This is a genomic window from Neisseria sp. P0016.S008, assembly GCF_051957775.1.
GTDB classification, from domain to species: domain Bacteria; phylum Pseudomonadota; class Gammaproteobacteria; order Burkholderiales; family Neisseriaceae; genus Neisseria; species Neisseria flavescens_B.
Genome location: NZ_JBQCWB010000008.1, coordinates 23,987 through 42,948 on the forward strand (window position 1 = coordinate 23,987; position 18,962 = coordinate 42,948).

Consider the following 18,962-nt stretch of genomic DNA (forward strand, 5'->3'; position numbering starts at 1 on the left):
AGAGCGGAATTATATCATTTCTAAAGTATTTACTCAGAAAATAAATCCAACTCCCCAGCAATTATTTACCGTATGCTGCAACACAATCCATCAAGGTTTGATAAACCTCATCAACATTGGGAATTTGAGCAATACCGCCTAAATTTTTTGCATAAGCCGAAACTTGAACGCCTGTCTTAGCCGGATCTGTATCTGTATAAATTCCTACAACAGGCTTTTCCAACGCATTGGCAAGATGCAGCAATCCGGTATCTACGCCAATAATACCCTCTGCGTTTTTCAATAAAAATGCAGCCTGTAATAAATTCATTTTGTCGCAAACCGAAGCAAACGGTAAATCGCTTGTAATCTGTTCGGCACGCATTTTTTCGGTTTCATTTCCCCATGGCAGATATACATTGCATTGTTGTTCTTTATTCAACTTTTTCAATAATGCACGCCAGTGTTCTACCAGCCATAATTTACTGTCGCGACTGGTTGCATGCAAAGCAACGTAATAGGGGGATTGTAAATTTTTCAGACGACCTGATTCAGGAACCGACAAACCAAATACCTGCGTCTCAGGCATTGTATAACCAAATACTTGGGCGAATAATTCACGGTTTCGCCAAACCGCATTTTTGTCTTTCGGCACGGCAAACGTTTTACTGTATGCAAGGGCAGCCAAACTTTCACGCGTGCTGTGTTTATCCAAGCCGTAAATAGGGGATTTCGCCATTTTGGCAAAGCATGCGCTTTTAATCAGTCCTTGGCTATCTAAAACAAAATCAAAAGATTCAGCCTGTAAATCCGATTTCAGACGGCCTATTTCACGCCACGTTTCAGCCTGAAAAAGATGTTTGCGCCACTGCCGCCATTTCATTACATGAACCTTTTTGACAAAAGGATGCAAGCGGGCAATATCTGCAAACCCTACCTCACACAACCAATGGAGCTCTACCTCAGGACATTGTCGCGCCAAATCTTCAACTGCGGGCAACGTATGAATTAAATCGCCCATACTGGACAAGCGGACAAGTAAAATCTTCATATTTTGAAAAATGTTTCACGTGAAACAACGGAATTTTAAATATAATTTACTGATTATTAATGTATTTTTTTATTTCTTCGGCGTTTTCTAAAATAACTGCCCCGGCAGAATGCATTTCCTGCCATGCAGATTCAACCGTTTCCAGGGCAATGCCGCGGCAAGCCGCCTGATTGACGATGACTTTCCAAGCCCCGCCTTTAAGCAACTGTAAAACCGTTGTCTTTACACAATAATCCGTTGCCAAACCGCCGACAATGACTGTATCTGCATTTTGACAGCGCAACCATTCGATCAAACCTGTACTGAGCTTTTCTTCAATATCGTGAAAACATGCGCCGTAAGGATGTAACTCAGGATCGACGCCTTTCCAAACGCAATAATCGTATTCCTTGGCTGAAGGCAGGCCATCCAACAATTCATAGCCATATGTCCCAACCATAGCATGCGACACCCAAGTCAAATCCGCATCAGGTAAACCCGTCGGTTTCAACATATCAACAGGATTATCCACAAGCCATTTTGCCACGGCATGATGCGCATCTTTCGTCATCACGCGCAAATCCGCCAATGCAGCTTGGGCATTGAGTTCATCCGCAATCAGATGACCTTCGGCAACAGGCAATTCTTTCGGGCACAAAGGCGTAAACGTTTTTTGTGCATCTACATCGATAGAAACAATCATGAATTAATTTAACCTATTGATTTTATTTTATATTATTTAAATTAAGCATTTATTGCCAATGTACGGACATTTGGAATAAATGTTTTGTATTATAACAAATTACTACTGCAAAATGTGGGAAAACATCTGTGATATGATGACAGTTTGCACAGAATATTTATCCACAAATTATGTCCTATTCGATTACGCCTATTGCAACCGTTCATTCCCCCTACAAACAAAAATTCGGTATTTCCCGCCAACCCGGTTTGGTTCCTGCGGCAGAAATTTGCATTGAACTCACTCCTGAATTTACCGCAGACAGCGTTCGGGGCTTGGAAGATTTCGACTATGTGTGGATAAGTTTTATTTTCCACGGCGTATTGGATGAAGGTTGGGCGCAAATGGTGCGTCCGCCACGGCTTGGAGGCAAACAAAAAATGGGCGTATTTGCCACGCGCAGCCCGCACCGCCCCAATCATCTCGGTTTATCCCTGCTGAAACTCGAGCGCATCGAAACAGGCAAACCTGTCCGCATCTATTGCAGTGGTGCAGACCTATTGGACGGTACCCCGGTAGTGGATATCAAACCCTACATCCCCTTTGTCGAATCCAAACCTGACGCATCATCAGGCTTTGTCAGCGGCAAACCTGAAGAATTGAGCGTAGTCTGGGCAGAAAGTACGCTTGCGGAATATTTATCCACAGAAAAAAAACATCTCATTGAGCAAAGCATCGCCCAAGATCCTCGTCCTGCCTATCAAGATATTCCCGAACGGATTTATGTGATGAATATTGCGGATTATGAAGTGCAGTTTAGGATAGAAAACAAATGTGCCACAGTGATTAAACTATCCACAATCTAATTGCAAATTGAATCTATCTACACACAAAAGGCCGTCTGAAATGTTCAGACGGCCTTTTAATTATCCACAGACTGATTGATTCAGCCCGTTATTTTTTAGATTTTGCTGGCAAAGAATTCCAAGGTACGAACCAATTGGCAAGTGTAAGACATTTCATTGTCGTACCAAGCAACAGTTTTCACCAATTGTTTATCGCCAACAGTCATCACGCGGGTTTGAGTCGCATCGAAGAGTGAGCCGTATTCAATACCGATGACGTCGGAAGAAACGATTTGATCTTCAGTGTAGCCTAAAGCATCATTGGCGGCGGCTTTCATGGCTGCATTGATTTCTTCTTTGGTAACAGGGCGTTCGAGAACAGAAACCAGTTCGGTCAAAGAGCCGGTAGCAACAGGAACGCGTTGGGCAGAACCATCAAGTTTGCCGTTCAATTCAGGAATGACCAAGCCGATGGCTTTCGCGGCACCAGTGCTGTTCGGTACGATATTCAAGGCAGCAGCACGGGCGCGGCGGAAGTCGCCTTTGCGGTGCGGCGCGTCAAGGGTATTTTGGTCGCCGGTATAAGCGTGGATGGTGGTCATCAGGCCTTCAACAATACCGAACTCTTTTTGCAATACCGCAGCCATAGGGGCCAGACAGTTAGTCGTACAAGAAGCGGCGGAGATAACAGTTTCGCTGCCGTCCAAAATATCTTGGTTTACGCCGTATACAACGGTTTTCACATCATTACCACCAGGTGCAGAAATCACAACTTTGCGCGCACCAGCACGGATATGGGCTTCAGCTTTGGTTTTGCTGGTAAAGAAACCGGTACATTCGAGAACAACGTCCACACCCAGCTCGCCCCAAGGCAATTCTTCAGGATTAGGATTGGCAAATACTTTGATTTCTTTGCCGTTAACAACAATCGCATCATCTTTCAATTCGGCAGAGCCTTCAAAGCGGCCTTGAGTACTGTCGTATTTAAAGAGGTGCAGCAGCATATCGGCAGGAGTCAAGTCGTTAACAGCAACGACTTCGATACCTTGGGCTTTTTCAATTTGACGCAATGCCAGACGACCGATGCGGCCAAAACCATTAATCGCTACTTTAATACTCATTTTGCTACTCCTAATTAGATGGAATGGGAAAAATTTTTCAGTAAGGCCATTGTATCCTGAAATAAAATTACTTTCTAGGATTACAGATAATTACTTTTAAGTTATTTGATTTAAATAAAGAAAACATGAAATTCTTGTTTGTAGGAAAATATCAGGCAAATCGGATTAGTCCTAGATTTTGATATTTTATTTCATAAAAACTGTTTTCCAATCTTAAAAGTTTCATAAGTTTATGAAAATCATAAACTTAGTTCTATTTTTCCATATTTTGCCATTTTTGTGTTGATAATTCAGTGTTTTCTTCAAATCATAATATTTTAATTTTTAAAATGATGATTTTGATGAAGAACCAAACTATCTGTGGATAACGGAATAACTTTCTTTAAAACCAATTCGATAATTACTTTTTATCTTTGAGGCCAATCTCAACTGAATGCCGGAATAAAAAAGGATAGAAACTTAGTTTTCCTATTTATCTGTGGATAAAACCCAAATTACCCACTTCAATTTCACATACTATTGTGGATAATTAAAATTTTGAAATTCACACCCGCAAAACATCCATATTGGCAAATACTATTAAAAATGATGGCTTGTTTTTTCCTTTTTAACGTATCATATCCATCAGACTTTTTAAAAGGAAGCAATTATGCTGCAACGGACTTTAGCCAAATCAGTAAGCGTTACCGGCGTTGGCCTGCATTCGGGCGAAAGGGTCGCTCTGACTTTGCATCCTGCCGAAGAAAACAGCGGTATTTCGTTCCGCCGTACTGATTTAAGTGGGGAAATGGGCGAAGTCATCAAATTAAATCCTTATTTGATTAACGATACCCGCCTCTCTTCAACCATCGTTACCGATAAAGGCGTGCGCATCGGCACGATTGAACACATTATGTCGGCACTGTCTGCCTACGGCATCGACAACGCCTTGATTGAATTGAATGCGCCTGAAATTCCGATTATGGACGGCTCCAGCCTGCCGTTTATTTACCTTTTACAAGATGCAGGCGTGGTAGATCAAAAAGCCCAAAAACGTTTTTTGAGAATCCTCAAACCGGTTGAAATCAAAGAAACCGGAAAATGGGTGCGCTTTACGCCTTATGACGGCTTTAAAGTTACTTTAACCATCGAATTTGACCATCCCGTATTCAACCGCAGCGCACCTACTTTCGAGATTGATTTTGCAGGAAAATCCTATATCGATGAAATTGCCCGCGCCCGTACCTTCGGCTTTATGCACGAAGTGGAAATGATGCGCGCCCACAATCTCGGACTGGGCGGCAATTTGAACAACGCCATCGTGATTGACGATATGGATGTTTTGAATCCGGAAGGTTTGCGCTATCCCGATGAATTTGTCCGCCACAAAATCCTTGATGCGATTGGCGATTTGTACATTGTCGGCCATCCGATTATCGGCGCATTCGAAGGTTACAAATCAGGCCATGCCATCAATAATGCGCTGTTGCGCGCCGTTTTGGCAGATGAAAGCGCTTACGAATGGGTTGAGTTTGCCGATGACGAAGACTTGCCCACCGCTTTTCATGAGCTGCCGGCAGCCTGATAGAAAATAGATAACGCAGTCCAATAAAAAGGCCGTCTGAACCTTTCAGACGGCCTAAATCATGTCGTTTTCCAAAAGTAATTATCCACATATTCATCATTTTTATCTTATTGAAAAATAAAAATATTAAAATTTAACATTATTCTTATACACATCTTATCCATATATTTTCCCAAACTAAAAGGCCGTCTGAACAACTAGGTTTCAGACAGCCTTTTTCATGTCAAACCGACAATATCAATCGCCCATGACTTTGCCTTCACGGCGCGGGTCGGCGCCACCGAGCAAACCGTCTTTGCCGATCACAATCCCTTGTACGCCGGAATTCAAATCGCGGATTTGGACTTTGTAGCCCAATTTTTCCAACGCAGTCGCTTTATCCGCAGCCGCTGTTTTATCCTCAATCTCATACTGGCTGCCGCGATTGAGCATATTCGGCAGTGAAATTGCCGTTTGAATGTCCATGCCCCAGTCGATATGCGCCACCAGCGTTTTAGCAACGAAACCGATAATGCGGCTACCGCCCGGCGAACCGACCGCCATGTAAGGTTTTCCGTCTTTCATCACAATGGTCGGCGCCATCGAAGAACGCGGCCGTTTGCCGCCCGCCACGCTGTTGGCAACGGTTTTACCGTCCTCACCAACAGGGCTGAAAGCGAAATCGGTCAATTCATTGTTGAGCAGATAGCCGTTTGCCATCAGTCCCGAGCCAAACGCGTTTTCAATCGAAGTCGTCATCGACACGACGTTGCCGTCTTTATCCACAACCACCAAATGGCTGGTGGACGGCAGCTCTACCGCCATACCCTGCGCGTATGCTTTACCGACCCGACCCGCCTGAATGTTTTCCAACGCCTTGTCGGATTGACGGATTTCTTCGGCACGCGGTTTCAGGTAAGCCTGCGAAATCAAGGCACGGGTCGGGACGTTGACAAACGCGGGATCGCCGACGTAACGATCTCGGTCGGCAAACGCAATCCGCGACGCATCGCCTATCCAGCGCCAACTGTGGATATTTTCCGATCCCAACGCCTTCATATCCTGATTTTGCAACACGCCCAAAATCTCGCCCAAAGCAATCGCGCCCGAACTTGGCGCGCCCATGCCGCAAACTTCGTATTCGCGATAAGGTGCGCAAACCGGTTGACGCTCGATAACGCGGTAGTTTTTCAAATCCGACAAACTGATTTTGCCGGGGTTATCCACAGCGCCGGTAACGGCACGGACAATATTCTGCGCCTGCGTGCCCTGATAAAACGGCGCACTGCCTTTTTCCGCCAGCAGTAGCACAGAGCGGGCAAATTCAGGGTTTTTCAACACCGTTCCCGCTGCCAAAGGCTTGCCGTCAGGCAGGAAATAGGCGGCGGTTTGCGGATAACGTTGCAAAGGTTCCAGATTCTGCTCGATGGATTTCGCCATACGCGGAGAAACGGCAAAACCTTGTTCCGCCAAAGTAATCGGTTTCTCAAACAAACTTGCCCACGGTAATTTGCCGTAACGCTTATGGACATCTTCCAGCAGCTTCGGAATCCCCGGTACACCGACCGAACGGCCGCCGACCACCGCTTTCATAAAGCCCATCGGTTTACCGTTTTCGTCCAAGAAAAGTTCCGGTGTTGCTGCTTTCGGCGCTGTTTCACGGGCATCAAACGTCGTCAGCTTTTTCGCCTTATTGTCCCAATACACCAAAAACGCGCCGCCGCCCAATCCGGAAGACTGCGGCTCAACCAGTCCCAAAGTTGTCTGCATGGCAATCATCGCATCTATCGCGCTGCCGCCTCGCTTCAAAATTTCATAACCGGCTTCAGTTGCCAGCGGATTGGCAGATGCCGCCATATAATGTTTGGCGCGGATTAATTTCTGCTCCGTCAGCCCTGTTCCTTGCTCCGGCGCATGGTTGTCCACAGATACAGCGGGCAGGGAAACTTGAGGCTTTTGAACCGGCTGTTGCGCACAAGCGGCCAAAATTAAAACGGATAACAGGTTAATACTAAAGGAAAACTTCATATGCACACCCTTATTGAAATATTTTCAGACGGCCTTTTCCCAGCTTAAATAAAAGGAAATATGAAAATAGATTGAAATAAAAAACCATTTGACTATTTCTCTAGTCAATCAGTTCCAATCGGAGAAGTATAAAACAAGCTAAGATTGTGTACAGGCAAAAAGTTACCCACAAAATGAAGCAGCAAGAAAAATTTATCCACATCTGCAAACAAGGCCGACCATACTTTATCCTCATCAAAAAATATCAGCTAAGTATTTGAAAAAATTTTGTAATAAAACTTATCAACAAGCTTGGGCAGCACTCAATATCATCTTCTATTTATTATTTAAAATCTAATTTATAGTTTGTTTTCCCAAAGGCAAAGGCCGTCTGAAACGTAAAGGCATCTTTTCAAAAAATTAAAAAGTTAAGGATTGTTAAAAAGTTGTAAATCAGCTAGAGTTACGCTTGATAAATTTAATCAATAATGGAGTTTCACCAAATGAAAGGCGACATTGGCGTTATCGGCCTTGCCGTGATGGGGCAAAACCTGATTCTCAACATGAACGACAATGGTTTTAAAGTTGTCGCATTCAACCGTACGACCAGCAAAGTAGATGATTTTTTAAACGGCGCAGCCAAAAATACCAATATTATCGGCGCATATTCACTGCAAGATCTGGTTGATAAATTAGAAAAACCACGCAAAATCATGATGATGGTTCGCGCTGGTTCTGTTGTTGACGATTTTATCGAGCAACTCGTTCCGCTTTTGGACGAAGGCGACATCATTATTGACGGCGGTAATGCCAACTATCCTGATTCCACCCGCCGTACACACGAGCTGGCCGCAAAAGGCATCCGCTTTATCGGTGCCGGCGTATCCGGTGGCGAAGAAGGTGCGCGTCACGGCCCTTCTATCATGCCCGGCGGCGACGAAGCCGCATGGCCTGCCGTTAAGCCGATTTTCCAAGCCATCTCCGCCAAAACGCCTCAAGGCGAGCCTTGCTGCGACTGGGTCGGCCGTGACGGTGCAGGCCACTTCGTCAAAATGGTGCACAACGGCATCGAATACGGCGACATGCAGTTGATTTGCGAAGCCTACCAATTCATGAAAGACGGTTTGGGCCTGTCTTATGACGAAATGCACCAAATCTTCAACGAGTGGAATAAAACCGAACTGGATTCTTATCTGGTCGAAATTACCGCCGCGATTTTGGGTTACAGAGATGAAAACGGCGAACCTTTGGTCGAAAAAATCCTCGATACCGCGGGTCAAAAAGGTACAGGTAAATGGACCGGCATCAATGCCCTTGATTTGGGTATCCCGTTGACCCTGATTTCCGAAGCCGTGTTTGCACGTTGCGTTTCTGCGTTTAAAGACCAACGCGTCCAAGCAAACAGCCTGTTTGGTAAAACCATTACCCTGATTGAAGGCAACAAAGCCGCATGGGTGGATGCTTTGCGCCAAGCCCTGTTGGCATCCAAAATCATTTCTTATGCACAAGGCTTTATGCTGATCCGCGAAGCCAGTGAAAACAACGATTGGGCATTGAATTACGGCAACACTGCCCTCTTGTGGCGCGAAGGCTGCATCATCCGCAGCGCGTTCTTGGGTAACATCCGCGATGCATACGAAGCCAATCCTGATTTGGTCTTCTTGGGTTCCGATCCTTATTTCAAAGGCGTGTTGGAAACCTGTCTGCCTGCATGGCGTAAAGTGGTGGCCAAAGCGATCGAGTGCGGTATTCCGATGCCTTGTATGGCTTCCGCCATTACCTTCCTTGACGGCTACACTTCCGATCGTCTGCCGGCCAACCTGCTGCAAGCACAACGCGACTACTTCGGCGCGCACACTTACGAGCGTACCGACAAACCGCGCGGCGAGTTCTTCCATACCAACTGGACAGGTAAGGGCGGCGATACCGCTTCAACCACATACGATATCTAATTTGTCAGAGCAAACAAAAGGCCGTCTGAGCATTTCAGACGGCCTTTTTATAGGTTTATCCACAATGAAGAATGAAACGATTTAAAGCATTTGATAGATAACTTCATGAAATAAATAAGGATTAATAAAGGCCGTCTGAATATTTCAGACGGCCTTTAAAATTGTTCACAACCTTATCAACAGGTTTTCCATAGATTAAACCAGATTTTGCGGATTGCCGGCCACGAAGCGGTTGATGTTGTCCAAAAGGATGTCAAACAGACGGTTGGCGGCCTCTTGGCTTGCCCATGCAATGTGTGGCGTGACGATAAGGTTGGGCAGTCGGGCTTTCAGCAGAGGGTTGCCGTCGCGTGGCGGCTCTTGTGTCAATACGTCAAAACCTGCCCCGCCGATTTGGCCGTATTTCAACGCTGCAACCAAAGCGGCTTCATCAACCAAGCCGCCGCGTCCGCAGTTGATGAGGATGGCGCCGGGTTTCATTTGCTGCAATTCGGCTTCGCCTATCATATTGGCCGTTTGCGGCGTGAGCGGGCAATTAAGCGACACGACATCGGCGGAGCGGATGGCTTCGTCAAAGGAAACATAGCCGTCGCGGACGCTTTGGGCATTTTTATGTTCGGCGAACACGACATTCATTTTGAAAGCCTGAGCATAAGTTGCAAGTGTTTTACCGATATTGCCGCGACCGAAAATCGCCAGCGTTTTACTGTTCAAATCGCGCATCGGTGCGCCGAGGTGGCAGAAAAACGGCGAGTTTTCCCACAAGCCTGCCGCAACGTCGCGCTGGTAGGCAGGCAGGTTGCGCATCAGGGTAATCATCATCATAAACGCATGTTCCGCCACGGATTCATTGCCGTAAGCGCGGATATTGCACACTGCCGTGCCATTTTGTTTGGCAGCCTCAACGTCCACATTGTTGACACCTGTCGCGGTAACGGCAACCAGCTTGAGTTGTGGATTTTCGGCAAATGACTGGGCGGAAATCACGACTTTGTTGGTAATCACAATGTCTGCGCCGCGGATGCGCTCCAGCGTTTCGTGCGCTTCGGTTGTGCCGTAGCTGCTCAATGTATGTGGAAAATCAAAATCAAACGGGCGGTTGACGAGGGTATCACGGTCGAGGACGACAATATGGAGCGGGTTCATAAAATTCCTATCAAAAATAAAATATCGATTTATAAAATCTAAATAAGGATAAAGGATTTAAAATATACGTATTAGTTGATAATCATTATTATGTAGCGATTAAAACATCAATGTATCAGGAAAACAGAATGATTAAAACCATTACATTTGCTATTTTGCATTTCAGCGTCGCATTTAGTGTCGCCTATATTTTGACCGGCAGTATCGGCGTTTCCAGCGCAGTCGCTTTGGTCGAACCCATCGTCAATACCGTCGTCTTTTATTTTCACGAAAAAGCGTGGAACCGCTACGAGAAAAACAAATCCGAAAAGCAAAAATTGTGGGTGCCTCTGCATCAGTGCGGCTAAAGTTTCAGACGGCCTTTTGCTTGATTAAAACCGATTATGCCTTTGCGGTTTGTCCATCGCCATCAAAATGCCAAACCCTAAAATAGAGTAAGACTTTACGAAGGCTTCATGAAGGTAAAAATGCTAAAATACGCTATTCTTGCAAACCCATTCAGACGGCCTCAATGCTCACCGATTTAGAAAAAAACGCCATCCGCGACCATTACCAAAACATCGGCAAAAACCTGCCCGGTTTCCGTCCGCGCGCTTCGCAGCGGGAAATGATTGCGGCGATTGCCAACGCTTTTTCGCGGACGTTGACGCGTGAAGAAGGCGAAGAAGCGCCCAAACGCGAGGGCGAGAGCATTACCGTGATCGAAGGGCCGACTGGCGTGGGTAAATCGTTGGCCTACCTTTTAGCCGGCGGCATCATGGCGCAAACGCGCGGCAAACGGCTGATTGTCAGCAGCGCGACGGTGGCTTTGCAGGAGCAGTTGGTTGACCGCGATTTGCCGTTTCTGGTCGAAAAAAGCGGTTTGGAGCTGACCTTTGCGCTTGCCAAAGGGCGCGGCCGTTATCTTTGTCCGTACAAACTCTATCAACTAACGCAAAACAACGCCCAGCAAAACCTGCTTGGTTTTGAAGCGCCGGAAGTGTTGTGGGACAGCAAACCCAAGCCGGAAGAATTGAACCTGCTGCGCGATATTGCCGATGAATTTTCCGCCCGCCGCTTTAATGGCGACCGCGACGCTTGGCCGGAAAAAATCGATGACGCGATTTGGCTCAAAGTTACCAACGACCGCCACGGCTGCCTGAAATCCGCCTGTCCCAACCGTGCGGAATGTCCGTTTTACCTGGCGCGTGATGTCTTGGAAACCGTCGATGTCGTCGTTGCCAACCATGACCTTCTGCTTGCCGACATCAGCATGGGCGGCGGCGTGATTCTGCCTGCGCCCGAAAACAGTTTCTATTGCATAGACGAAGCGCACCACCTGCCCAAAAAAGCCCTCAGCCGTTTTGCCGCCGAACATTCATGGAATATTGCCGTTTGGACGCTGGAAAAATTGCCGCAGCTTACCGGCAAAATTGCCGCGCTTACCGATAAAGCCGAACTTGCCAACCTTGCCGACGAAGCTGCCACATCCTTGCTCGACAGTCTGCATGAATGGCAGTTCCATTTGGCGGAAGAGCCGTCTTTAAGTCTGGGGTCGTCTGAAAACGACAGGCGGAAACACAACGAACCGACTTGGCTGTGGGAAGACGGCAAAATCCCCGAAGGATTGGAAACCACAGTTTCCAATACGGCCATTGCTGCACGCAGCCTGCTCAAACATGTTGTCGGGCTGAACGATGCGCTTTCCGCCGCACGCCGCGAAAAAGAGCAGGACGGCGCGCTCCTTGACCGCCTGACCAGCGAGTTCGGCCTTTTTATCGCCCGTATCGAACAAATCAGCGCGGTTTGGGATTTGCTCTCCACCGTTCCCATTGAAGGCGAAGAGCCGTTGGCGAAATGGATAACCCGCCGTGCCGATGACAAAAACGACTACATTTTCAATGCCAGCCCCATCAGCAGCGCATCCCACCTTGCCAACAGCCTGTGGCGGCGCGCGGCAGGCGCGGTGCTGACTTCGGCCACCCTGCAATCGCTCGGCAGCTTCAACCTGATTTTGCGCCAAACAGGCCTATTATGGCTGCCCGAAACCACCACGCTTGCTTTGGAAAGCCCGTTTAATTTCGATACGCAAGGCGAGCTGTATATTCCGCCGGTTCAAGCCAGCCCCAAAGACCCTGATGCGCACACGGCCGCCATTGTCGAATGGTTGCCGAAGCTGGTTTCGCCGGTTGAAGCCATCGGCACGCTGGTGTTGTTTTCCTCGCGCAAGCAAATGCAGGATGTCGCCTTGCGCCTGCCTGACGAATACTTGCCGCTTCTGCTTGTACAAGGCGAGTTGCCCAAGGCTGTCCTGTTGCAAAGGCACCATCAAGCCATTGCCGAAGGCAAAGCCAGCATTATTTTCGGCCTCGACAGTTTTGCCGAAGGCCTCGACCTGCCCGGCACGGCCTGCGTGCAAGTCATTATTGCCAAGCTGCCGTTTGCCATGCCGGACAACCCCATCGAGAAAACCCAAAACCGTTGGATTGAACAACGCGGCGGCAATCCCTTTATCGAAATCACGGTGCCCGAGGCCAGCATCAAATTAATCCAAGCCGTCGGCCGCCTTATCCGTACCGAACAGGATTACGGCCGCGTGACCATCCTCGACAACCGCGTCAAAACGCAACGTTACGGCCAACAATTATTGGCCTGTCTGCCGCCGTTTAAACGGATAGGGTAGTTTTGGATTGTTCAAAAGGTAAAGGCCGTCTGAAACCAAATGTTCAGACGGCCTTTTATTTTTTTTCAAGCTATAAATCCAATTTCATGACGGATACGGTTTCCCCGTTGTGCCAAGTCTGCGTGATTTCTTTCCAGCCGAACTTTTCATACACGGCCTGCACATCCGGCGTATAGAGAAACAGATGCGGCAAACCCAGTTCGCGTGCTTTATCCAGACAAAACGAAACCAGCTGCCTGCCTATGCCCAAACCGCGAAACTGCGGCAAAACGAACACATCGCCCAGCCAATATTCGTATTCGGGAAAACACGCCATATCAAACCGCTTCAATGCCGCCGAACCCATCAGCCGCCCTTCGTTATCCATAGCCGCAAACGCCAGCGGCAAGTTATCCCCATCGAGGCACTGCGCGTAATACGCACGGATTTTGTCCAGAGACGACCACGGCGCAAAATCGTGCCATTCCTCAAACAGCGCGAGGGCTAAAGGCTCGACAAATTCAGGCTTCAGACGGCATATGTTCATATTGGCTCCTCTTGTTGTACCGCGTAGGGATTATTTTCACAGTATAGGCCGTCTGAAAGGTTAACACATCTTAAAAAATCAGCGTAAAACACGATAAACCCGCCGCCAGCCCCATTCAAATCACTTATAATTCTGCCCGTACCGCACACAAACAAAAGAAGAACACCATGGCCAAGAAATTTCCCATTTTTCCGAAAAATCCCGAGCGTATCTGCTGGGGTTGCGACAAATACTGCAAAGAAGACGATTTGCAATGCGGCAACGGTTGCGAACGCATCCAACACCCCATAGAGTTGGACGGCCGCGACTGGTATAAAAAAGGCGACTGGAGCAATTTGTTGAGCGAAGAGCAGCAAATCGAACTTGGACTGAAAGAAGCGCCCAAGCCGGCCAAACCGCATATCAAGCTGCCTTTGAAAAACAAAACGGCTTAAACGGAATGCCGTAAACAAACGAAATAAAAAGGCCGTCTGAAACCTGAAAAACAGGGTTTCAGACGGCCTTTGTGTTGTCGGATTATGCCTTCACATAATGCACAAACGCGTATTCAATGCCTTTGGCGGAAACATGGTTTTCCCGAGAGGCTTCTTGCCATGTTTCTGTGGAAAACTCAGGAAAAAACGCATCGCCGTCCACATCCAAACCGACTTCGGTCAAACGCAAATCGGTGGCAATCGGCAGGGCTTGTGCATAAATTTGTGCGCCGCCCATGATGATGACTTCTTCAGCCCCCTGACACAAAGCCAGCGCATCTTCCAAAGAGGCCGCCGTTTGCGCGCCATCGGCCTGATAATCTTGGCGGGTGATGACGATATTTTGACGGCCAGGCAGCGGTTTGCGCGGCAGCGATTCCCATGTTTTGCGGCCCATAATAACGGGTTTGCCGGTGGTGTAGGATTTGAAGAAGGCAAAATCCTCGGGCAAATGCCAAGGCATGGTGTTGTTGATGCCGATACAGCGGCGGGCAGCGTAGGCGGCGATGAGGGTGATTTTCGGCATGATGAAATCCGTTTGTAAAATAAAATGATTATAGCGGAAGGGAGGCTGGATGGACTGAATGCCCGATATTCTAAAAATGTTTCAATATTTATAAAATTAATATTCTGAATGCTTAATTTTGACAAAAATCATTTATTGTTCATTTTTTTAGGTATATGATAAATATCATACCAAATAAAAAAGGAAAGGAAAAAATGATGAGAACCCTCCGCATTTCTGCTTTGACTGCTTCCCTGTCTTTGCTGTTGGCTGCCTGCGGCGGCGCAACAAGCGGTTTGTCGAATGCCGTTACTGAACCGCTCAATCCGCATCCGAAAGGCGTGTTGTCCGTTGAATTGAATGAATCCGTCCCTGAAAACGGTAGGTTGGAGCTGACTGCCAACGGTAAAACGCAAACCCTGCAAAAAGGTGGCAAACTCGATACCGGCTTTTTGAAAACCGATAAAGTATCTTCCTACGACTACGCCCAAAAAATCAAGGTAAACGGCCAAGTCATCACTTTGGAAACGGGCGACTTCCAAGTGTATAAACAAAATTATTCTACTGTTGCCGCGCGTTACGCCAAACAAAAAGCTGATGACGCAGGCAAGCTGCAAAACCTCGATACATACACATTTACCGTCGGCGAAGTCCAAGGCGATGAAACCGCTTACCGCAATTTGCCCAAACAAGGCAGCTATCAGTATTCGGGCATTGCGTTTAACGGCGACGACCGCAGCGGCCGTCTGAAATACACCGTCGATTTCGATAAAAAACAAGGTTACGGCAAAATCAGCAGCATGGCTTCCCACAATAATGTTGACCTGCTTGCCGCAGGTATTGCCAATAACAATGACAAAGCCGCCATCAGCGGTAAAACCAGTTTGAACGGTATCGAAAACGGTCGTTACGATTTGAAACTCTTCGGTCCGCAGGCTGAAGAAATTGCCGGTAAGGCGCAAATCAAAGTTGGCGACTCTACCAAAGAAATCGGTTTGGCCGGTAAGAAAGAATAGGAAAAAGGCCGTCTGAAAGGTTCAGACGGCCTTGTTGTGACAAAAAAAGCAACGGCCCAAACCGTTGCTTTTTTCATGCCAACCTAAATTACAGGCTGCCCAAGATAATGCGCAATACGCGGCGCAACGGTTCGGCAGCGCCCCACAAGAGTTGGTCGCCGACAGTGAACGCGCTGATGTATTCGCCGCCCATGCCCAGTTTGCGGATGCGTCCGACAGGAACAGACAGCGTGCCGGTAACTTTGGCAGGAGTCAGCTCATGGATGCTGGCTTCTTTTTCGTTAGGGATGACTTTCACCCAGTCGTTTGCACCTGCCAAGATGGCTTCGATTTCAGAAACAGGCAGGTCTTTTTTCAACTTCAGGGTGAGGGCTTGGCTATGGCAGCGCATAGAGCCGATGCGTACGCACAAGCCGTCGATTACGGTCGGATTGTCGCTGCGGCCGAGGATTTTGTTGGTTTCCACGCCGCCCTTCCATTCTTCTTTGGACTGGCCGTTGCCCAAGTCTACGTCAATCCACGGAATCAGGCTGCCGGCGAGCGGTACGCCGAAGTTGGCTTTCGGATAGTCTTCGCTGCGCAGGAAATCGGACACTTTGCGGTCGATGTCGAGAATCGCGCTGGAAGGATCGGCAAGCTCATCTGCCACTTTGGCGTGAATCGCACCCATGCCGCTGATGAGTTCGCGCATGTTTTTCGCACCCGCGCCGGAAGCGGCTTGGTAGGTCATGCTGGTTGCCCATTCGACCAAATCGTTTTGGAACAGGCCGCCCAAAGCCATCAGCATCAGGGAAACGGTACAGTTGCCGCCGATGTAGTTTTTCACGCCGTTTTTGAGGCCGTTGTCGATGACGTTGCGGTTGACAGGGTCGAGGACGATAATCGCGTCGTCTTTCATGCGCAGGGAAGAAGCCGCGTCAACCCAGTAGCCGTTCCAGCCGCTGTCGCGCAGGGGTTGGAAGACGGATTTGGTGTAATCGCCACCCTGACAGGTAACGATAATGTCCATTTTTGCCAATTCGGCAACATCGTTGGCATCCAACAATGTTTTGGCTGCCTGACCGAAATCAGGGGCAGCGCCGCCGACGTTGGAAGTGGTAAAGAAAAACGCTTCGGGAATGTGGGCGAAGTCGTTTTCTTCTTTCATACGCTGCATCAAAACAGAGCCGACCATACCGCGCCAGCCGACGAAACCTACTTTCATGTGCTACTCCTTGAGAAGAAAATCCGGATAAGTTTTATAGTGCATTAACAAAAATCGGAACGGCATCGCCTGCCGCTTTGTTCAGATTTTTGTTAACCCACTATAACAAAGGGGAAAACAAGTGTTTTAACGCCGTCTGCGGAAAATGTAAAGGTTTTTATCGAAATTTTTTAGAATGATGGAAAAATAGGTTAAGATGGCAATGAAATTGCATCTCATTAAATAGCACAGAGGAAGATGAAATGAGCGAAATCAATTTGTCAGATTTGCCTAAAACGGAAATAGTGGATGTCCATATTGCTTCAGTATGGTCACGGGTTGCGGCATATTTATTGAATTATTTATTTAATGTAATTATTTTTTTACCCTATTATTATATTTTATATACGGAAGCAACAGCAATTTCCAAGCAGGAAAATATTCCTTTTACACCAGATCTTATAACGAGTGTCAGTATGCGGGCAGATATGGCTCAGGTGGGAGGATTGAGTACTATCGTATATTTAATTGTCGGTATTGTTCAGCTTTATTATATGAGCCGTTATGGTCAATCTTTGGGTAAAAAGATCATGGGTATTCGTGTATTAAAAAGCAATGGCAGCAATCCGGGTTTTCTTGGTACGGTGTTAGTACGAGAATTAGCATGGGGCTTGATTGTACTTGTCATCTTGATTTCTGCATACTTTGTATTAAAAGTAAACATTTTAATTTGTTCCTTACTGATTTTACTGATCAACTTCATCATGCTCTTCTCCGTCAAACGCGACCGCCGCACGCTCTACGATATGATGGCCGATACGGTTGTCGTCAAATTGCCGCCGCGCCGATAAATGGCTTTTTTGTGTTAAAATCAGCACTTTCCAACATAGGCCGTCTGAAAAATAGCTTTCAGACGGCCTTTCGACACGCTATTGATTCCATGAAAAAACATCTGTACCGCATTACGCTCGTCAGTATTGCCGCGGCCATTCTTGCCGCCTGTCCGAGCAAAAGCATTAAAAATCTTCCCGAAACCGACACCAGCGTTATCAAAGGCCCTGACCGTCCCACCGGTACGCCTGACCCCATCGGTACGACAGTGAGCGGGGGAGGAGCAAACTACACCGTTGTTTCCTACAACGAACTGCCGCACTGGAGCACCCAACACTTCGCCAAAAGTCTGCAGTCTTTCCGCTTAGGCTGTGAAAAACTCAAAAACCGCCAAGGCTGGCAGGACGTTTGTATCCAAGCCATGCAAACGCCGGCGCACCATTTCCAAGCCAAACACTTTTTCGAGCGCTATTTCACCGCATGGCGCGTTGACAATGGCGGCAATCCTGCCGGCACCATTACCGGCTATTACGAACCGGTCCTGCACGGCGACGACAAATCCACAAGCCAATCCCGTTTCCCTATTTACGGCATTCCGAACGATTTCGTTTCCGTTCCGCTGGCTGCAAACTTGAGGGGCAGCAAAGCCACCGTCCGCATCCGCCAAACCGGCCCAAACAGCGGTGTCATCGACAACAGCGGCACATACACGGCCGACTTGTCCAGATTCCCGATTACAGCACGCAGCACTGCGCTGAAAGGCCGTTTTGAAGGCAGCCGCTTCGTTCCTTACTACACCCGCAGCCAAATTAACGGCGGCGCGCTTAACGGCAAAGCGCCGATTTTGGGTTATGCAGATGATCCGGTCGAACTTTTCTTTATGCACATTCAAGGTTCAGGCCGTCTGAAAACCCCGTCCGGCAAATACATCCGTGTCGGATTTGCCGATAAAAACGAACATCCGTATGTTTCCATCGGCCGTTATATGGCGGACAAAGGCTATCTGCCGCTGGGTCAGACCAGCATGCAGGGCATCAAGGCCTATATGAAGCAAAACCCCAGCCGCCTTGCCGAAGTTTTGGGACAAAACCCAAGCTACGTCTTCTTCCGCGAGCTGACCGGCAGCGGAGATTCCGGCCCGGTGGGCGCATTAGGTACGCCGTTGATGGGCGAATACGCCGGTGCCATCGACCGTCACTACATCACGCTTGGCGCACCATTATTTGTCGCCACTGCCCATCCGATCACCAAAAAAGCCCTCAACCGCTTGATTATGGCGCAAGACACCGGCAGCGCGATTAAAGGCGCGGTCCGTGTGGATTATTTCTGGGGTTATGGTGACGAAGCAGGCGAAGTGGCCGGCAAAATGAAAACCACCGGCTATGTATGGCAGCTCCTGCCCAACGGCATGAAACCGGAATACCGTCCATAAACAGCGGTTTAAAAAAAGGCCGTCTGAAA

At 47.9% G+C, this 18,962-nt stretch carries 17 protein-coding genes; 9 read left to right on the forward strand and 8 right to left on the reverse strand.

What is annotated here, in order from left to right; genetic code table 11:
- Window positions 1-61 precede the first annotated feature (61 nt).
- Together waaC and ACTHS8_RS09735 are read right to left on the reverse strand one after the other, a co-directional pair.
- Window positions 62-1,030 (reverse strand): lipopolysaccharide heptosyltransferase I, encoded by a 969-nt coding sequence (gene waaC / locus ACTHS8_RS09730; RefSeq protein ID WP_440373593.1) that lies wholly within the window; start codon window positions 1,028-1,030, stop codon window positions 62-64.
- Window positions 1,031-1,076: 46 nt separating this feature from the next.
- On the reverse strand, window positions 1,077-1,712 hold the full coding sequence (locus ACTHS8_RS09735) for a nicotinamidase (protein ID WP_440373594.1): 636 nt from the start codon (window positions 1,710-1,712) through the stop codon (window positions 1,077-1,079).
- 170 nt (window positions 1,713-1,882) lie between these two features.
- On the opposite strand from ACTHS8_RS09735, the gene tsaA reads away from it, so the two are divergent.
- Window positions 1,883-2,557, forward strand: coding sequence for a tRNA (N6-threonylcarbamoyladenosine(37)-N6)-methyltransferase TrmO (gene tsaA / locus ACTHS8_RS09740; RefSeq protein WP_440373595.1), 675 nt, complete (start codon window positions 1,883-1,885; stop codon window positions 2,555-2,557).
- Window positions 2,558-2,652: 95 nt separating this feature from the next.
- Here the strand turns inward: tsaA and gap are convergent, their stop codons facing one another.
- The gene (gene gap / locus ACTHS8_RS09745) at window positions 2,653-3,657 is read right to left on the reverse strand and encodes a type I glyceraldehyde-3-phosphate dehydrogenase (protein WP_070591971.1); all 1,005 of its coding nucleotides are present in this window, start codon (window positions 3,655-3,657) and stop codon (window positions 2,653-2,655) included.
- 649 nt (window positions 3,658-4,306) lie between these two features.
- Between gap and lpxC the strand changes: the two genes are divergently transcribed.
- A complete protein-coding gene (gene lpxC / locus ACTHS8_RS09750; protein ID WP_070591969.1) occupies window positions 4,307-5,221 on the forward strand; it encodes a UDP-3-O-acyl-N-acetylglucosamine deacetylase in 915 nt (304 codons plus the stop codon).
- A gap of 237 nt (window positions 5,222-5,458) precedes the next feature.
- On the opposite strand, the gene ggt is transcribed toward lpxC, so the two are convergent.
- Complete coding sequence (gene ggt / locus ACTHS8_RS09755; RefSeq protein WP_440373596.1) at window positions 5,459-7,228, reverse strand: gamma-glutamyltransferase; 1,770 nt, start codon at window positions 7,226-7,228, stop codon at window positions 5,459-5,461.
- Window positions 7,229-7,710: 482 nt separating this feature from the next.
- Between ggt and gnd the strand changes: the two genes are divergently transcribed.
- Window positions 7,711-9,159, forward strand: coding sequence for a decarboxylating NADP(+)-dependent phosphogluconate dehydrogenase (gene gnd / locus ACTHS8_RS09760; RefSeq protein WP_314598395.1), 1,449 nt, complete (start codon window positions 7,711-7,713; stop codon window positions 9,157-9,159).
- Between the two features lie 195 nt (window positions 9,160-9,354).
- Here the strand turns inward: gnd and ACTHS8_RS09765 are convergent, their stop codons facing one another.
- A complete protein-coding gene (locus ACTHS8_RS09765; RefSeq protein WP_440373597.1) occupies window positions 9,355-10,305 on the reverse strand; it encodes a D-2-hydroxyacid dehydrogenase in 951 nt (316 codons plus the stop codon).
- 128 nt (window positions 10,306-10,433) lie between these two features.
- On the opposite strand from ACTHS8_RS09765, the gene ACTHS8_RS09770 reads away from it, so the two are divergent.
- Window positions 10,434-10,652 (forward strand): DUF2061 domain-containing protein, encoded by a 219-nt coding sequence (locus ACTHS8_RS09770; protein ID WP_070826381.1) that lies wholly within the window; start codon window positions 10,434-10,436, stop codon window positions 10,650-10,652.
- 164 nt (window positions 10,653-10,816) lie between these two features.
- Entirely contained in the window at window positions 10,817-12,967 is a 2,151-nt protein-coding gene (gene dinG / locus ACTHS8_RS09775; RefSeq protein ID WP_440373598.1) for an ATP-dependent DNA helicase DinG, read from the forward strand.
- Window positions 12,968-13,037: 70 nt separating this feature from the next.
- On the opposite strand, the gene ACTHS8_RS09780 is transcribed toward dinG, so the two are convergent.
- Window positions 13,038-13,493 carry a GNAT family N-acetyltransferase gene (locus ACTHS8_RS09780; RefSeq protein ID WP_440373599.1) on the reverse strand — a complete coding sequence of 152 codons (456 nt, stop codon included), beginning with the start codon at window positions 13,491-13,493 and terminating at the stop codon, window positions 13,038-13,040.
- A 167-nt stretch (window positions 13,494-13,660) separates the two neighbouring features.
- Between ACTHS8_RS09780 and ACTHS8_RS09785 the strand changes: the two genes are divergently transcribed.
- Window positions 13,661-13,927 carry a DUF3079 domain-containing protein gene (locus ACTHS8_RS09785; protein ID WP_003686685.1) on the forward strand — a complete coding sequence of 89 codons (267 nt, stop codon included), beginning with the start codon at window positions 13,661-13,663 and terminating at the stop codon, window positions 13,925-13,927.
- 82 nt (window positions 13,928-14,009) lie between these two features.
- Here ACTHS8_RS09785 and ACTHS8_RS09790 read toward each other — a convergent pair whose 3' ends face one another.
- A complete protein-coding gene (locus tag ACTHS8_RS09790; protein WP_440373600.1) occupies window positions 14,010-14,492 on the reverse strand; it encodes a dihydrofolate reductase in 483 nt (160 codons plus the stop codon).
- 197 nt (window positions 14,493-14,689) lie between these two features.
- Here ACTHS8_RS09790 and ACTHS8_RS09795 point away from each other — a divergent pair, with 197 nt between their 5' ends.
- Window positions 14,690-15,487: a factor H-binding protein gene (locus ACTHS8_RS09795; protein WP_440373625.1), complete on the forward strand. Its 798-nt coding sequence runs from the start codon at window positions 14,690-14,692 to the stop codon at window positions 15,485-15,487.
- An 88-nt stretch (window positions 15,488-15,575) separates the two neighbouring features.
- On the opposite strand, the gene asd is transcribed toward ACTHS8_RS09795, so the two are convergent.
- Window positions 15,576-16,691 (reverse strand): aspartate-semialdehyde dehydrogenase, encoded by a 1,116-nt coding sequence (gene asd / locus ACTHS8_RS09800; RefSeq protein ID WP_295847217.1) that lies wholly within the window; start codon window positions 16,689-16,691, stop codon window positions 15,576-15,578.
- Between the two features lie 242 nt (window positions 16,692-16,933).
- Between asd and ACTHS8_RS09805 the strand changes: the two genes are divergently transcribed.
- Complete coding sequence (locus ACTHS8_RS09805; protein ID WP_440373601.1) at window positions 16,934-17,521, forward strand: RDD family protein; 588 nt, start codon at window positions 16,934-16,936, stop codon at window positions 17,519-17,521.
- 89 nt (window positions 17,522-17,610) lie between these two features.
- Window positions 17,611-18,933, forward strand: a complete 1,323-nt coding sequence (mltA, locus tag ACTHS8_RS09810; RefSeq protein ID WP_440373602.1) for a murein transglycosylase A — start codon at window positions 17,611-17,613, stop codon at window positions 18,931-18,933.
- Window positions 18,934-18,962 lie beyond the last annotated feature (29 nt).

Bases quoted from the DNA above. Each gene is read 5' to 3' on its own strand.
- waaC (WP_440373593.1), bottom strand. From the start codon at position 1,030: ATGAAGATTTTACTTGTCCGCTTGTCCAGTATGGGCGATTTAATTCAT.
- ACTHS8_RS09735 (WP_440373594.1), bottom strand. From the start codon at position 1,712: ATGATTGTTTCTATCGATGTAGATGCACAAAAAACGTTTACGCCTTTG.
- tsaA (WP_440373595.1), top strand. From the start codon at position 1,883: ATGTCCTATTCGATTACGCCTATTGCAACCGTTCATTCCCCCTACAAA.
- gap (WP_070591971.1), bottom strand. From the start codon at position 3,657: ATGAGTATTAAAGTAGCGATTAATGGTTTTGGCCGCATCGGTCGTCTG.
- lpxC (WP_070591969.1), top strand. From the start codon at position 4,307: ATGCTGCAACGGACTTTAGCCAAATCAGTAAGCGTTACCGGCGTTGGC.
- ggt (WP_440373596.1), bottom strand. From the start codon at position 7,228: ATGAAGTTTTCCTTTAGTATTAACCTGTTATCCGTTTTAATTTTGGCC.
- gnd (WP_314598395.1), top strand. From the start codon at position 7,711: ATGAAAGGCGACATTGGCGTTATCGGCCTTGCCGTGATGGGGCAAAAC.
- ACTHS8_RS09765 (WP_440373597.1), bottom strand. From the start codon at position 10,305: ATGAACCCGCTCCATATTGTCGTCCTCGACCGTGATACCCTCGTCAAC.
- ACTHS8_RS09770 (WP_070826381.1), top strand. From the start codon at position 10,434: ATGATTAAAACCATTACATTTGCTATTTTGCATTTCAGCGTCGCATTT.
- dinG (WP_440373598.1), top strand. From the start codon at position 10,817: ATGCTCACCGATTTAGAAAAAAACGCCATCCGCGACCATTACCAAAAC.
- ACTHS8_RS09780 (WP_440373599.1), bottom strand. From the start codon at position 13,493: ATGAACATATGCCGTCTGAAGCCTGAATTTGTCGAGCCTTTAGCCCTC.
- ACTHS8_RS09785 (WP_003686685.1), top strand. From the start codon at position 13,661: ATGGCCAAGAAATTTCCCATTTTTCCGAAAAATCCCGAGCGTATCTGC.
- ACTHS8_RS09790 (WP_440373600.1), bottom strand. From the start codon at position 14,492: ATGCCGAAAATCACCCTCATCGCCGCCTACGCTGCCCGCCGCTGTATC.
- ACTHS8_RS09795 (WP_440373625.1), top strand. From the start codon at position 14,690: ATGAGAACCCTCCGCATTTCTGCTTTGACTGCTTCCCTGTCTTTGCTG.
- asd (WP_295847217.1), bottom strand. From the start codon at position 16,691: ATGAAAGTAGGTTTCGTCGGCTGGCGCGGTATGGTCGGCTCTGTTTTG.
- ACTHS8_RS09805 (WP_440373601.1), top strand. From the start codon at position 16,934: ATGAGCGAAATCAATTTGTCAGATTTGCCTAAAACGGAAATAGTGGAT.
- mltA (WP_440373602.1), top strand. From the start codon at position 17,611: ATGAAAAAACATCTGTACCGCATTACGCTCGTCAGTATTGCCGCGGCC.